This is a genomic window from Paraburkholderia sp. PREW-6R, assembly GCF_039621805.1.
GTDB lineage: Bacteria > Pseudomonadota > Gammaproteobacteria > Burkholderiales > Burkholderiaceae > Paraburkholderia.
This window is the reverse complement of record NZ_CP155074.1, coordinates 264,073-277,822: the sequence shown is the minus strand read 5'-3', so window position 1 is coordinate 277,822 and position 13,750 is coordinate 264,073. Positions and strand designations below refer to the sequence as shown.

At 62.9% G+C, this 13,750-nt stretch carries 11 protein-coding genes; 8 read left to right on the top strand and 3 right to left on the bottom strand.

The window, feature by feature from the left end; translation table 11 throughout:
- The first annotated feature begins 35 nt into the window (after positions 1-35).
- Together AAGS40_RS16540 and AAGS40_RS16535 are read left to right on the top strand one after the other, a co-directional pair.
- Positions 36-914 carry an NmrA family NAD(P)-binding protein gene (locus AAGS40_RS16540; RefSeq protein ID WP_345815868.1) on the top strand — a complete coding sequence of 293 codons (879 nt, stop codon included), beginning with the start codon at positions 36-38 and terminating at the stop codon, positions 912-914.
- 155 nt (positions 915-1,069) lie between these two features.
- Positions 1,070-2,137, top strand: coding sequence for an SDR family oxidoreductase (locus tag AAGS40_RS16535; protein WP_345815867.1), 1,068 nt, complete (start codon positions 1,070-1,072; stop codon positions 2,135-2,137).
- 83 nt (positions 2,138-2,220) lie between these two features.
- Here AAGS40_RS16535 and AAGS40_RS16530 read toward each other — a convergent pair whose 3' ends face one another.
- A complete protein-coding gene (locus AAGS40_RS16530; RefSeq protein WP_345815866.1) occupies positions 2,221-3,003 on the bottom strand; it encodes an IclR family transcriptional regulator in 783 nt (260 codons plus the stop codon).
- A 254-nt stretch (positions 3,004-3,257) separates the two neighbouring features.
- On the opposite strand from AAGS40_RS16530, the gene AAGS40_RS16525 reads away from it, so the two are divergent.
- The 3 genes from AAGS40_RS16525 to AAGS40_RS16515 all read left to right on the top strand — a co-directional run bounded on the left by AAGS40_RS16525 (position 3,258) and on the right by AAGS40_RS16515 (position 7,001).
- Positions 3,258-4,643: an MFS transporter gene (locus AAGS40_RS16525; protein WP_345815864.1), complete on the top strand. Its 1,386-nt coding sequence runs from the start codon at positions 3,258-3,260 to the stop codon at positions 4,641-4,643.
- Positions 4,644-4,741: 98 nt separating this feature from the next.
- Entirely contained in the window at positions 4,742-5,197 is a 456-nt protein-coding gene (locus AAGS40_RS16520) for a type II 3-dehydroquinate dehydratase (RefSeq protein WP_345815862.1), read from the top strand.
- A gap of 295 nt (positions 5,198-5,492) precedes the next feature.
- On the top strand, positions 5,493-7,001 hold the full coding sequence (locus AAGS40_RS16515; protein WP_345816591.1) for an MFS transporter: 1,509 nt from the start codon (positions 5,493-5,495) through the stop codon (positions 6,999-7,001).
- Between the two features lie 193 nt (positions 7,002-7,194).
- On the opposite strand, the gene gudD is transcribed toward AAGS40_RS16515, so the two are convergent.
- Both gudD and AAGS40_RS16505 read right to left on the bottom strand, forming a co-directional pair.
- On the bottom strand, positions 7,195-8,544 hold the full coding sequence (gene gudD, locus AAGS40_RS16510) for a glucarate dehydratase (RefSeq protein ID WP_345815861.1): 1,350 nt from the start codon (positions 8,542-8,544) through the stop codon (positions 7,195-7,197).
- Between the two features lie 145 nt (positions 8,545-8,689).
- Positions 8,690-9,934, bottom strand: a complete 1,245-nt coding sequence (locus tag AAGS40_RS16505) for an MFS transporter (protein WP_345816589.1) — start codon at positions 9,932-9,934, stop codon at positions 8,690-8,692.
- Between the two features lie 281 nt (positions 9,935-10,215).
- On the opposite strand from AAGS40_RS16505, the gene AAGS40_RS16500 reads away from it, so the two are divergent.
- The 3 genes from AAGS40_RS16500 to AAGS40_RS16490 all read left to right on the top strand — a co-directional run bounded on the left by AAGS40_RS16500 (position 10,216) and on the right by AAGS40_RS16490 (position 13,356).
- Positions 10,216-11,538, top strand: coding sequence for an MFS transporter (locus tag AAGS40_RS16500; protein WP_345815860.1), 1,323 nt, complete (start codon positions 10,216-10,218; stop codon positions 11,536-11,538).
- Between the two features lie 125 nt (positions 11,539-11,663).
- Positions 11,664-12,374 carry a FadR/GntR family transcriptional regulator gene (locus AAGS40_RS16495; RefSeq protein WP_345815859.1) on the top strand — a complete coding sequence of 237 codons (711 nt, stop codon included), beginning with the start codon at positions 11,664-11,666 and terminating at the stop codon, positions 12,372-12,374.
- 163 nt (positions 12,375-12,537) lie between these two features.
- Positions 12,538-13,356 carry an alpha/beta hydrolase gene (locus tag AAGS40_RS16490; RefSeq protein WP_345815858.1) on the top strand — a complete coding sequence of 273 codons (819 nt, stop codon included), beginning with the start codon at positions 12,538-12,540 and terminating at the stop codon, positions 13,354-13,356.
- Positions 13,357-13,750: the final 394 nt, after the last annotated feature.

Here is a 13,750-nt window from a genome sequence, read left to right as displayed (position 1 = left end):
CTGAGCGCAGCCCTCACCAACCAAGGAGAAAGGTCATGGCAATACTCGTAACAGGTAGCACCGGCGTAGTCGGCCAGCAGGTGATCGAACATCTGAACGGGAGCGGCGCGGACGTGCGCGCGCTGACCCGCTCGCCTGAGAAAGCGCAATTTCCCGCGGGGGTCACGGCGGTGAAGGGCGAGCTGTCGGACCTGGACGGCTTGCGCAGCGTGATGAAAGAGGTCAGCACGGTATTCATCCTCGCGCCGAACGCCGCCGACGAACTCACCCAGGCGTTGCAAACGTTGAATATCGCGCGCGAAACCGGGGTCAAGGGAATCGTGTATCTGTCCGTATTCAAGGGCGCGGAGTATGTCGACGTGCCGCACTTTGCGAGCAAGCACACCGCTGAGCGCCTGATCGAACATTGCGATCTTCCCGCCACAGTGCTGCGACCCGCGTACTTCATCCAGAACGACGTGCGGCAGAAGGACCCGCTGCTCACGCACGGCGTGTACGCCATGCCGATTGGAGCCAGGGGTATCTCGATGGTCGACGTCCGCGACATCGGCTCGGCCGCCGCCATCGAACTGCTGCGCCGTGAGCGCGCCGCGGGTCCGCTGCCGCGTGAGACATACGAACTCGTTGGACCGGATGCCATCACGTCCGCCGACGTGGCGTCGATCTGGGCCGATGCATTGGGCCGCGCGGTGCGATATGGCGGCGACGATCTCGACGTGCTGGAACAGCGTCTGAAGAGCGCAGCGCCGGGCTGGCTCGCTTACGACATGCGCCTGATGATGAGCCGCTATCAGCAGGACGGCGCCGTCGCATCGGCCGATGACGTGGCGCGCCTCGCGACGCTATTGGGCCGCCAGCCGAAAACGTATCGCGAGTTTGCGACCGAAATGGCGGCCGCCTGGGCAAAAGGCTGACGCGCCGGATGCCGCTTGCCTCACGTGCCTTCCGCCCACGTGCCGAACCTGTCGCGCGCAACCAGGGCATGATGCGGATGGCACGAGACATTTAGAGGCCACGGCCGCAGGTCCGGGCCGTGTCGACAGGCATCCACTTTCAGAGTCTGATTCCCATGGAAAAACGAGCACTCATCATCGGCGCGAGCGGGATTGTCGGCGGTAATCTGGCCGACCGTCTGCTCGCCGACGGCTGGCACGTCGCAGGACTTTCGCGCGGCCGCACGGCCGTGTCGCCGTCGATCGAACCGATCACCGCCGATCTGACATCGGTGGAGTCCGTCAGCGCAGCGCTTGACGGCAAGCAGTTCAGCCACGTGTTTTTCACCGCGTGGGCGCGCCAGGCCACCGAGCGGGACAACATTCGCGTGAACGGCGGCATGGTGCGTCATGTGATGGACGCAGTCGGCCCGTCCGGCACCGTCACGCATGCGGCGCTCGTGACCGGCCTGAAGCATTATCTCGGCCCGTTCGAGGCCTATGCGACCGGCGCCGTGCCGATCACCCCGTTTCGCGAAGAGCAGGGGCGTCAGCCCGTCGAAAACTTTTACTACGAGCAGGAAGACCGCCTGTTCGAAGCCGCGCAACGCTTCGGCTTTAGCTGGAGCGTGCACCGTCCGCATACGATCATTGGCTTCGCGCTCGGCAACGCGATGAACATGGGCGTCACGCTCGCTGTGTATGCCAGCTTGTGCAAGGCGACCGGTCAGCCGTTCATCTTCCCGGGATCGGCGGCGCAATGGAACGGTCTCACCGACATGACCGATGCGCGCCTGCTCGCACGCCATCTGGAATGGGCGGCAATGTCTGCGAATGCGCGCAATGAAGCGTTCAACGTGGTGAATGGCGACGTGTTTCGCTGGAAGTGGATGTGGTCGTGCCTTGCCGATTATTTCGGCATAGAGGCCGTGCCGTTCGACGGCGAGACTCAGCCGCTCGAAAATCGCATGCAAGGCGCCGGCGAGGCGTGGAAGGAACTCGCGACGCGCTTCAGCCTCAAAGAGCCCGACATCCAGAAGCTTGCGTCGTGGTGGCACACGGACGCCGATCTCGGCCGGCCGATGGAAGTGCTGACGGACATGTCGAAAAGCCGCAAGGCCGGCTTTCTCGATTATCAAAGCACGCCTGATTCGTTCTACGCGCTCTTCGACCGGCTGAAAGCCGAGCGGATCATTCCGCAGTGATTCGCGTGCGCACGCGCTTGTCAGGCGCTGGCGCACCTGGATCGACGGCCGTCCGGCCGGTGGCCGCTAGTGCCCGCTAGTCGCTAGCGGCCGCGACCGAACAGCGGCGATGCAAGGCTCGCGGTGGCCAGTTCAGCGGCCGCTGCAAGCAGTGTTGCCCCGAGCGTCGCCATGCGCTTCTCATCCAGGCGAACCAGCGGCCCGGCGATACTGATCACGCCAATCGCGGCATAGCCGCGCCTTTGCACGGGCGCGGCCATTGCCGTCATACCGGGCGCGAAGACCTCGTTGATCGTCGCATAGCCTCGCTCGCGCGCGGCGTGCACGAACTTCAACAGTCCGGCCACAGTAGTCGGCGCATTGGGTCCGTATTGCTTCGGCTGACCGAATCCCTGACGCGTCACCAGTTCGAGCGCGCGTTCGTCGCTCATGGTCATCATCCACGCGTGGCCGGTGGCGCTGCACGACAGAATCGTGTCCATGCCCATGTCCGGGTCGTAACGCAGCCCTTTTAACGCGCCCTGCGCTTTCGCGACCCACGTTAGACGGTCGCCGTCAACGATCGCGAGCCGCACCAGTTCGCCGGACTGCTCGGCGAGTCGGTCGAGCATTGTCTGCGCGATGTCCACGATGCCCGACGTCGCGAGAAAGCCGAGTCCGAGGCCGACGAGTTTGGTGGTCAGCACGTAATCGCCATGTTCGCGCAACTGCCTCACATAACCGCACTGCTTCAGATCAACGAGCAGGCGATGGCACGCGCTGCGCGGAATATCCAGTTCGTCTGAAATCATGGCGAGCGGTGTGCCTTCCAATTGCGTCGCCAAAAATTCCAATACCGCGAGTGTGCGTTCAGTCACGCCAGGCATGTGTTGCTCCATTGAAGGATCGGGTTAGCGCCGACGCGCCGCGCTGATTCTTCCACATTGTGATATGAAATTCCACCCTGGAATGGTGTCCCACCTGCCGATGATAATCTGTGTTCACGGTCGCGCCGACCGCATGGCAATCGTTAGGCGCGTCCGCCGACCGATCGATAAATAAAGGAAGAGAGCCGGCGTCACCGACGCACGCGCCCCCGACAACGCGCACGCCGTAACGTGCAGGGACAAGGAGACGACACATGATTCAGGATGTTCAGAACGAAAACCACGCCGCCATGCGCACGCGGGCGGTCACCGCCGCCGCGATCGGCACCGCGCTGGAGTGGTTCGATTTCACGCTATACGGCGCGCTCGCCGCCACGGTGCTTCCCAAGCTCTTTTTCCCCGCGATGGACTCGACATCCGCGTTGCTCGCGTCGCTGGCGACTTTCGGTGTCGGACTCGCGGCGCGACCGCTTGGCGCAATCATCTGCGGACACCTGGGCGACAAGCTCGGCCGGCGCAATCTGATGCTTGGCACCGTCACGGTCATGGGACTCGCGTCGATGCTGATGGGCCTGCTGCCCACTTACGCCAGCATCGGCGTATGGGCGCCGGTGCTGCTCGTGCTACTGCGCATCGTGCAAGGCTTCGCGCTCGGCGGCGAATCCACCGGCGCGCAACTGATGGCGATCGAACATGCGAGCGCCAAGCGTCGCGGCAAGTATTCCGGTTTGCTCGGCCTGTGTTCGCCGCTCAGCCAGATCATGGCCAATGGCGTGTTGCTCCTGCTGTCGTCCACGATGACCGCGCAGGCATTCGACACCTACGGCTGGCGTATCCCTTTCATCCTGAGCTTCGTTCTCGTGGTGGTAGGGGTCTACATTCGCTTGCGCGTCAGCGAGACGCCCGCCTTCGTCGCGCTGCGCAAGACCGAGGTGGTGCACGTGGGCAGTCCGCTGCGCGACGCGCTGCGTCTGCACTGGCGCACCGTGCTGCGCTGGATGCTGTTTTTCTGCGGCCCGGCGGCGATCTTCTATCTGATCGTGGTGTTCTCGCTGAGTTACATCACGAAGACACTTGCGATTCCCAGGCAAACCGGCTTCCTGCTGCTGATGGGCGCCAACGTCTGCGCGATCGCCGGCGCACTGGCGGGCGGCATGCTGAGCGATCGCATCGGCCGCAAAAAAGCGCTGGCGGTCGGCTCGATTGCGACGCTGCTGATGCTGTTCGTCTACTTCCAGATTCTCGACACCCGCAGTTTTGTGCCGATGCTCGCAGCGATGTGCGTCTTCCTCGGCTTCACCCAGTTTCAGAGCGGCATCCAGCCGGTCGCATTCGCCGAAGCATTCCCGACTAACGTGCGCTACTCCGGCTCCGCGCTGGCCTATACCGGCGCGAACCTGATCGCCGGCGGTCCGATGCCGGTGCTCGCGGTGTGGCTGTTCTCCATCTGCAACGGCTCGCCGTGGGGCGTGGTGGCGGTGTGCGTGGTGTTTAACGTGATCTCGCTCGTGATGATCCTGACTGCCCGTGAAACAGTCGGCATCGACATGAATCGCGCCGATTCGGCGGCCGCCGTAACCGGCGACAGCGCCTTTGCGACGGCGGGCATCTCCAATGCCGGAAACGGTCACCGCAGTTAAATCAGAACCCGGCGCTCGCCACGGCGACCAGCGACGTGGCGAGCGCATCGAACAAGGCGCGGCGACTGCGCGCGAATTTGCACCAAGGCGATTGAACAATGACTGATCTCATCTATGTCCTGAACGGCTCGAACCTGAACATGCTCGGCAGGCGCGAGCCGCATCTTTATGGCAAGACCACCCTTGCGGAAATTCAGCAGCAGGTGGAAACACTCGCTCAGCGGCTCGAACTGCGATGCGAATTCCGTCAGACCAACAGTGAAGCTACCCTTGTCGACTGGTTGCAGGAGGCGTTCGAACGCGACGCCGCGGTGATCATCAATCCGGCCGGATTTTCGTTCGCGTCGGTGCCCGTGCTCGACGCGGTCAAGCTGATCGAACATCCGTTGATCGAGCTGCACATCACCAATATTCATAAGCGCGACGAAACCTATCGGCACTCGCTGATTTCGCGCGCCGCCACCGGCGTGATCTGCGGACTCGGCGCAAACGGCTATCTCGTTGCGATGCAGGCAATGGCGATGGCGCTTGGCAAGAGCCCGAACTTCGCCTAGCCGACGCGCGTTGTCGGCGGCGGGTCGGTCCGGCGCCCCGCATGCCATGTCGTACCATGCCGCGCCATTCGCGCGGCATATTTTTATGCCCGGGCTGCGCGACGGATAGTTTCGACTAAGGGAAAACCCATATAATCACCTGTCAAGTCGTCAGACAACCAGATGACATAATCGGCCTACGTTGCGCAGCTCCACATGCTGCGCCGACCCGCCAAGCCTGCGCTCCCGACCCGTGAACTCCCCCGCTCCCGCCACCCCCGCCGCCGCCTTGCCGTTCAGAAACGCCCTTTTTGCCATGCTCGGCATCGGCCTCGTCAACATGCTGGTCGCGCTCGACCAGACCGTCGTCAGCACCGCGTTGCCGTCGATCGTCGCCGAATTGCACGGCTTCGAGTACTACGCGTGGATTGCGAGCGCCTATTTGCTGGCGTCGGTCGTCACGGTGCCGGTGTTCGGCCGGCTGGGCGACTACTTTGGCCGCAAACGCTTCGTGATTGCCGCGGTGATCGTGTTCACGGCGGCGTCGGTGTTATGCGGCGTCGCGAACGACATGCTGTTCCTCGTGATTGCGCGCGGCCTGCAAGGTGTGGGCGGCGGGATGATGGTGGGCACCGCGTTCGCGTCGATTCCCGATCTCTTTCCCGACCCGCGCGCTCGGGTGCGCTGGCAGGTGGTGATGGCGGCCGCCTATGGCATTGGCACGGCGGCGGGACCGTCGCTCGGCGGCTGGATGAGCGAACACTGGGGTTGGCGCTCCACCTTCCTGATCAACCTGCCCGTCGGCGCGGCGGCGTTGTATTTCATCTGGGCGCATCTGCCCGCGTTCCGCCGCCCGCACGACGGCGAAGTCCGGATCGACTGGCTCGGCGCGGCGCTCGTGGCCGCCGTGCTGGGTTGCCTGCAGGCGTTCATCGAAGCGGTGCCGAAAGACGGCCTCACCGCCGGCACCCTAGCACTCGGCGCGTGCGTGGTGGTCGGAACGATCGGGCTGCTCGTGTGCGAGCAGCGCGCAACGCATCCAATCATTCCGCTCGATCTGTTCAAAGACGCGCAACTGGTCACGCTCTTCACGCTCGGCATGCTGTCCGGCTTCGTGATGTTCTCGCTGATTTTCTTCGCGCCGCTGCTGCTGCAAGGCGGATTCGGTTTGTCGCCGCAACAGGCCGGCCTGCTCGCCACACCGATTGCCGCATGCATTGCGCTCGGCAGCCTGCTGAACACGCGCATTGTGATTCACATGAAAAAGCCCACGCGTATTCTGTCGATCGGCTTTGCGCTGCTGCTGTTCGCGTCGATCGCACTCGCGTTCGCGAATCCGGAAACGCCGCACGTCTGGCTCGAACTGCCGATGGGCGCGGTGGGTATCGGCCTGGGCTTCATCCTCAACAATCTGAACGTGTTCGGTCAGGAAATTGCCGGGCGCGAGCGCTTCGGCATCACGACCGCGCTGCTGCAGTCCACGCGCATGGTGGGCGGCATGCTCGGCACGAGTATCGTTGCAACCGTCGTGTCGCATCATTACCGCAATGTCGTCACGCGCACGATGAGCGTGCTGGGCGAGCCCGCGGCATCGCAATGGCGCCCGCGTTTCGTCGATCTGCGGATTCTGATCGACGACGCATCGCGGCTGAAACTGATTGCCGACATGAAGCCGTCCGGGCTCGATACGCTCGCGTTGATCGACACAGCGCGCGATGCGCTCGTGCAGTCCATTCATATCGGCGTCTGGCTGACGGCGGTCGCGGCGCTCGCCGCGGCGTTGCTGGTGCAGCGCATTTCGCATGTGGTGTTCCGGCGCAGTTGAGCGCTGCACACCGCGCCGCCGGAAACGCAACACGCCGCGGAGCATCGAGCGCCGCGGCGTGTGCTGAGATGGGCATGACCGCTGATTGAACGCGCGTCGCGGGTTATCGGCGCCGCTCCATCCCGTTCATGACGTCTATGACGTTTATCGCGTCCAGTCGCGCTCAATCATCCGACGCTCGATCGTTCGTCACTCAGCGCACGAGACACGGCCGCTTGTTGTCGAAATTCCAGTTTGGAATCAGGTATTGCATCGCCACGCCGTCGTCGCGTGCGCCGAGGCCGTGCTGCTGATAGAGCGCATGCGCCTTTTCCAGCTCGTCCATGTCGAGTTCGACGCCCAGCCCCGCTGCCTGCGGCACCTTCACCTTGCCGCCGACGATCTGCAACGGGTCGCGCGTCAGACGCTGGCCGTCCTGCCAGATCCAGTGTGTGTCGATTGCGGTGATCTTGCCGGGCGCAGCCGCGGCGACGTGCGTGAACATGGCAAGGGAAATGTCGAAGTGGTTGTTCGAATGCGAGCCCCAGGTGAGGCCCCAATCGTTGCACATCTGCGCCACGCGAACCGAGCCCTGCATGGTCCAGAAGTGCGGATCGGCCAGCGGGATATCCACGGACTGAAGCTGGATTGCGTGACCCATCTGGCGCCAGTCGGTGGCAATCATGTTGGTCGCCGTGGGCAAGCCGGTTGCGCGGCGGAATTCGGCCATCACTTCGCGGCCCGAGTAACCGTTTTCCGCGCCGCATGGGTCTTCCGCGTAGGCGAGCACGTCGTGCTGATCGCGGCACAGACGTACGGCTTCTGCAAGCGACCACGCGCCGTTCGGATCGAGCGTGACGCGCGCGGCCGGAAAGCGTTCGGCAAGCGCGGTGACGGCTTCGATTTCGGCGTCGCCGGACAGCACGCCGCCTTTGAGCTTGAAGTCGTTAAAGCCATAACGCGCTTGCGCGGCTTCAGCGAGACGCACGACCGCTTCCGGCGTCATTGCTTCCTCGGCGCGGACACGTTCCCAGTCGTCGCGGCCTTCCGCGCCGCTCGCATAGGGCAGATCGGTCTTCTTGCGATCGCCGATATAGAACAGATAGCCGAGCATCTCCACTTCGTCGCGCTGCTGGCCTTCGCCGAGCAATGCCGCGACCGGCACGCCCAGGTGCTGGCCGAGCAGATCGAGCAGCGCGGCTTCGAGCGCCGTCACCGCATGAATCGTGGTGCGCAGGTCGAAGGTTTGCAGACCGCGTCCGCCCGCGTCGCGATCGGCGAATTGCGTGCGTGCGCTATTCAGGATGGCTTGCAGATTGCCGATCGATTGACCGACCACGAACGGCCGCGCGTCGTCGATCGTCTTGCGGATACTTTCGCCGCCCGGCACTTCGCCGACGCCCGTATGTCCGGCGCTGTCGCGCAGAATCACGATGTTGCGCGTGAAGAACGGGCCATGCGCTCCGCTCAGATTCATCAGCATGCTGTCGCGGCCGGCAACCGGCACGACGCGCAACTCGGTGACGACCGGTGTGGCATGGACTTGGGACATATTCGTCGACATGGGAAAGATCCGTTGAGTGAGCAGGCGGCCTGCCGCAGCGCATTGCATCTGGCAATCGCATGCGACAAGGCGCTTTCCAGAAAGCCAGCTACGATGACCCGAGGACAGTGGGTCATGCATGCTGACGGTTCGTGAATCAGTGTAGTCAGCGCGCGTTGCTGCGCAAATTATCCGGCAGCGCGTCGCGATCGATCCGTCGGTTGCGGGTCAGGAAACCGGCCGCCGCCGCGATCAGCGACGCCACGCCCAATCCATACAGACCGCCGGTGATTGATCCAGTGTGCTGCTGCAGATAACCGAATGCGGCGGGCGCGAAGAATCCGCCGAGATTGCCGACCGAGTTGATCAGCGCGATCACGGCGGCGGCCACACGTGCGTCGAGATAGCCTTGCGGGATAGGCCAGAACAGCGAGGACGCCGCCTTGAAGCCGATTGCCGAAAAGCAGATGGCGACGAACGACAGCACCGCGTTACCCGAAGTCGATGCGAACAGACCGCACGCCGCGATCACCAGCGACACCGCAAGCCAGGCCTGCTGATAGCGCCATTTCGCCGACAACAGCGCGAAACAGTACATCGCGACCATCGCGATCAGCCACGGAATGGCGTTGAGCATGCCGACTTGAAAATCGGACAGGCCGCCTATCTTCCGGATGATGGTGGGCAGCCAGAACGTGGCCGCGTAAATCGTCAACTGGATCGCGAAGTAGAGGAAGCAGAACAGCAGGATCTGCGGGTCTTTCAGCAGCCTCAGCGCCGGCAGATGCGCGCTGCCGAGTGCGTCGCGCTCGGCCTGCTCCGCGGCGATCGACGTCTCCAGCACCATGCGCTCCTGCGCCGTCAGCCATGACGCGTCGCGAATGCGCGACTTCAAAAGCAGCCAGCTCACCGCGCACAGCACGATCGAGAAAGCGCCTTCGATCAGAAACATCCATTGCCAGCCCTGCAGCCCGAAGCCGCGAACCGATAGCAGACTGCCGGTGATTGGCCCGGAGAGGACCGACGCGAGCGCGGAGCCGCCGAGAAACACCGCGACCGCCTTGCCGCGCTCTTTCTGCGGCAGCCATTGGGTGAAATAGAAGACGACGCCGGGAAAAAAGCCGGCCTCGGCCACCCCGAGCAGAAACCGCAATACATAGAACGATGTGTCGTTCCACACGAACGCCATCGCGCCCGCGACGAGGCCCCACGTGCCCATGATGCGGGTCAGCCATGCACGCGCGCCGTATTTCTGCATCAGCACATTCGACGGCACCTCGAACAGCGCGTAGCCGATGAAGAACAGCCCGCTGCCGAGACCATAGGCTGCCGCACCAATGCCCAGATCGGTCTGCATGTGCGAATTCACGAAGCCAATGTTGACGCGGTCGATGTAATTCGCAATGAACATGATCAGGAAAAGCGGCAACACGTGCCGCTTGACCTTTGAGACGGCCGATTCGAGCGGGCCGGCGACGTCGGCAAGAGCAGATGTCAAGAAAAGTCTCCATCAATGTGATACGTTGTCTGACGACATATTATGCGCATAAAGATTGTCATTTCCATATGCGTTAACCCTGTGGTTATGGCCGGGCACCGTCACGTCCTTCAGGCATATACTTCCTCCATCGCGAGAAATGCAGAAACTCGGACGTCTGACAACTCACTTTAAGAACATTCCGGAGACGACATATGAAATCACTGGCGACCCCATCCACCGCCGACTCACGATCCGCACAACCCGCGACGGCCGAAGAAGATTCGCTTTACTCGCTGGTGACGCGCCGCCTCATGCCGCTTCTGCTGACCGCCTTTTGCATCGCCTATCTGGATCGCATCAATGTTGGACTGGCGAAGCTGCAAATGGCCTCCGATCTCGGCTTCAGCGATGCTGTCTACGGGTTTGGCGCGGGCATCTTCTATCTCGCGTATGCCGTTTTCGAAGTCCCCAGCAACCTGATCATGCATAGAGTAGGCGCGCGCCGCTGGATCGCGCGGATTGCCGTGTCGTGGGGACTGGTGTCGATGTGCATGCTGTTCGTGCGCACGCCCGCGTCGTTCTACGCGCTGCGGCTGCTGCTGGGCGTGGCCGAGTGTGGACTGTTTCCCGGCATCATTCTGTATCTCACCTACTGGTATCCGGCGCATCGGCGCGGCCGGATCGTCGCAATGTTCATGGCGGCGCTGCCGATTTCGGGGCTGGTCGGCGGCCCGCTTTCGGGCTGGATCATGCAGCGCCTCGCCGGCGTGTCGGGTCTGTATGGCTGGCAATGGCTGTTCTTCATCGAGGCGCTTCCTGCCGTGCTAATCGGCATGGTGATCTGGATGCGGCTGCCCGATCGCGTGAGCGACGCGCGCTGGCTTTCCGATGAACAGAAAAATGTCATCGCGGCCAACATCGCACGCGAAAATGCCCAGAAGCCCGCCGCCAGCACGAGCAGCGTGTTCACGAACCCTCGCATCTGGCTGATGAGCCTGATGCTGTTCGCGTTCGCCACCGGCAACATGGGCATCAGCTTCTGGCTGCCGACCCTCGTGCAGCGCGCGGGACACGGCAGTTCGCTGAGCGTGGGCTTTCTGACGGCCATTCCATACGCGTTCGCGGCCATCGCGATGGTTGCGCTCTCCATGAGTTCGGACAAGCGGCGCGAGCGCCGCTGGCATCTCGCCATACCCGCGTTTGCCGGCGCCGCGCTCCTCGCGTTGAGCACGCTGTGGAGCAACGATCTCACGATGACGGTTGTCATCATGACCGCGGCATCGATGTGCGTGTTCGCGGTGGCGCCGCTGCTGTGGGCGCAGCCGACCGCGCTGCTGAGCGGCGGCGCAGCGGCTGCCGGTATCGCGATGATCAGTTCGCTCGGCAATCTGGCCGGGCTCTTCTCGCCGTCGCTGTTCGGCTACTTGACGGTGCTCACGCACAGTACGTCGGCCGGTATGTTCCTGCTCGCCGGCTTCATGGTGCTCGGTGGCTTGCTGGCGCTCGTCACGCCTGCGCGGCTTGTCAACAAGTGAGCGCGGCGCGTCTTGATCCTGACTAGCGCTATGATGGCTCGACCGGCGCGCCGCTCCGGGTTTTACGCGACGCTCACCCTCGCGCGACGTGCGCACGCCAGCCGATCAACTGACTAATTCCACTCATGAGCAGCCTGACCGAGAAGGTGGTCGCCACCCTGTCCGATGAAATCCGCCGAGGCACGCTGAGGCCCGGCGACCGCATTCCGACCGAAGTCGCGATGATGAAACAGCTGTCCGTCAGCCGCTCGGTGGTGCGTGAAGCGATCTCGCGTCTGCAGGCGGCGAGAGTGGTCGAGACGCGCCACGGGATTGGCACGTTCGTGCTCGCGCCCGTGTCGGCGCAGCCGGTGCAATTGCCGGCTGCCGACCTGTCCAGCATGCTCGACGTGATGGCGATCATCGAATTCCGGATCGACGTTGAAGCTGCGTCTGCCGCGCTCGCGGCCTCGCGCCGCAGCGAACACCATCTGAAGCAGATGCGTGGCGCGCTCGAACGCTTCGAGACAGAGCTTGAGCGCGGTAGCACCGACACGGTAGCGCACGACATCGAGTTTCATTTGCAGATTGCGCGGGCGAGCGGCAACCGCTATTTCTTCGACGTGCTCAGTCAGCTTGGGCGCGCCGTAAGTCCACGCACCCGGCTCGGGTCCGCCGAGATTGCCGAACTCGATCATGTCGAGCATTTGCGCAACGTCCTCAACGAGCATCGGCTCATTTACCGCGCCATCGAACGCCAGGATGCCGACGACGCCCGCGCCGCGATGCGCATGCATTTGAGCAATAGCCGCGAGCGCCTTCGGCGCGCGCATGAGGTGGGAACGGCAGGCGTCTGACGACTCCCGGGCACGGCTTGTCTGTTCACTCTGTCCGGTTATGGCGCGCGTTCGCCACCGCGCAGGGAACGATTTCCTCGCGCGTAGCCTTTCGCAGGTCCGTTGATTGCACCGATCTCGACGGGCTACCTATCCGTATCGGCCAGCCATGGAGCGGACGACAATGCCACCCAGCACGCCGATCCAAGACGATGACCTGAAGCGTTTCGAAACGTCCGGCGCGCCGCCGCTACCTGCGTCCGCCGAATCGGGCTATGTGGAACACAACGGTGCGCGTATCTGGTACGCGTGCTTCGGAACGGGCGCGCCAGTGATCCTGTTGCACGGCGGGCTTGGGCATAGCGGCAACTGGGGTTATCAGGTCCTCGCGCTCGTCGATGCCGGGCGGCGCGTCATCGTGATCGACAGCCGCGGGCATGGCCGCAGCACGCGCGACGCGCGGCCCTACTCGTATGAATTGATGGCGTCCGACGTGCTCGCGGTGATGGACGTGCTCGATCTCACGAAGGCTGCGTTCGTCGGCTGGAGCGATGGTGCGTGTACTTCACTGGTACTGGCCAGCCTCGCGCCCGAGCGCGTGTTGGGCGTGTTTTTCTTCGGCTGCAATATGGACCCGAGTGGCGCGAGGGCATTTGTGCCGACGCCGGTGATTGAACGCTGCTTCCGTCGTCATTCGGCGGACTACGCTGAACTCTCGTCCACACCGGACGATTTCGACACGTTCGTGGCCGCGGTCAGCGCCATGATGAAGACCCAGCCCAACTATTCCGCAAACGACCTCGCGCGTATCGGCGTGCGCGTTGCCATCGTGCAAAGCGAGCACGACGAGTTCATCAAGCCAGAGCATGCCGACTATCTGGCTCGCACGATTCCCGGCGCCAAGTTGATCAGGCTCGCGGATGTCAGCCATTTCGCACCCTTGCAGCGGCCAGCGGCATTCAATCGTGTTGTGCTGGATTTTCTGAATGACGTGGCGGATTGAAGCGGCTGCGTTTGGCCGACCGGTGCACGGCAATCCGTTGAAAAAAACTTTCGAAACGCTCAAAGTCGCGGAAATTTCGCAATATGAAACGAACCACTGCTTCGTAAAAATTCGTGGTGCGTGGCACAAATCCGTCATTTCGCAATGTCGCCCCGCATTGCACATCGCGAGACGTCGCAATCAAATCATTGTTTATAAACGATTTATTTCGACGTAAAGAACTGGATAACAGACTCTTACGCGCCGACGGCCTGACGTAGACTCTTTTACAAGAGCCGACGATTCATGCAAGGGCAGTCTGACGGGTGTTTCAAAAGATGGGACGCAAGCCAGAAGCACCAGCCCTCACTCAGTGCATGGAGCGCCGTAGCCTCACCCATTTTTTAATCGGCGT

Coding starts and splice junctions, on each gene's coding strand:
- AAGS40_RS16490 (WP_345815858.1), top strand. CDS start 12,538: ATGCCACCCAGCACGCCGATCCAAGACGATGACCTGAAGCGTTTCGAA.
- AAGS40_RS16505 (WP_345816589.1), bottom strand. CDS start 9,934: ATGTTCATTGCGAATTACATCGACCGCGTCAACATTGGCTTCGTGAAT.
- AAGS40_RS16535 (WP_345815867.1), top strand. CDS start 1,070: ATGGAAAAACGAGCACTCATCATCGGCGCGAGCGGGATTGTCGGCGGT.
- AAGS40_RS16500 (WP_345815860.1), top strand. CDS start 10,216: ATGAAATCACTGGCGACCCCATCCACCGCCGACTCACGATCCGCACAA.
- AAGS40_RS16520 (WP_345815862.1), top strand. CDS start 4,742: ATGACTGATCTCATCTATGTCCTGAACGGCTCGAACCTGAACATGCTC.
- gudD (WP_345815861.1), bottom strand. CDS start 8,544: ATGTCGACGAATATGTCCCAAGTCCATGCCACACCGGTCGTCACCGAG.
- AAGS40_RS16530 (WP_345815866.1), bottom strand. CDS start 3,003: ATGCCTGGCGTGACTGAACGCACACTCGCGGTATTGGAATTTTTGGCG.
- AAGS40_RS16495 (WP_345815859.1), top strand. CDS start 11,664: ATGAGCAGCCTGACCGAGAAGGTGGTCGCCACCCTGTCCGATGAAATC.
- AAGS40_RS16540 (WP_345815868.1), top strand. CDS start 36: ATGGCAATACTCGTAACAGGTAGCACCGGCGTAGTCGGCCAGCAGGTG.
- AAGS40_RS16525 (WP_345815864.1), top strand. CDS start 3,258: ATGATTCAGGATGTTCAGAACGAAAACCACGCCGCCATGCGCACGCGG.
- AAGS40_RS16515 (WP_345816591.1), top strand. CDS start 5,493: ATGCTCGGCATCGGCCTCGTCAACATGCTGGTCGCGCTCGACCAGACC.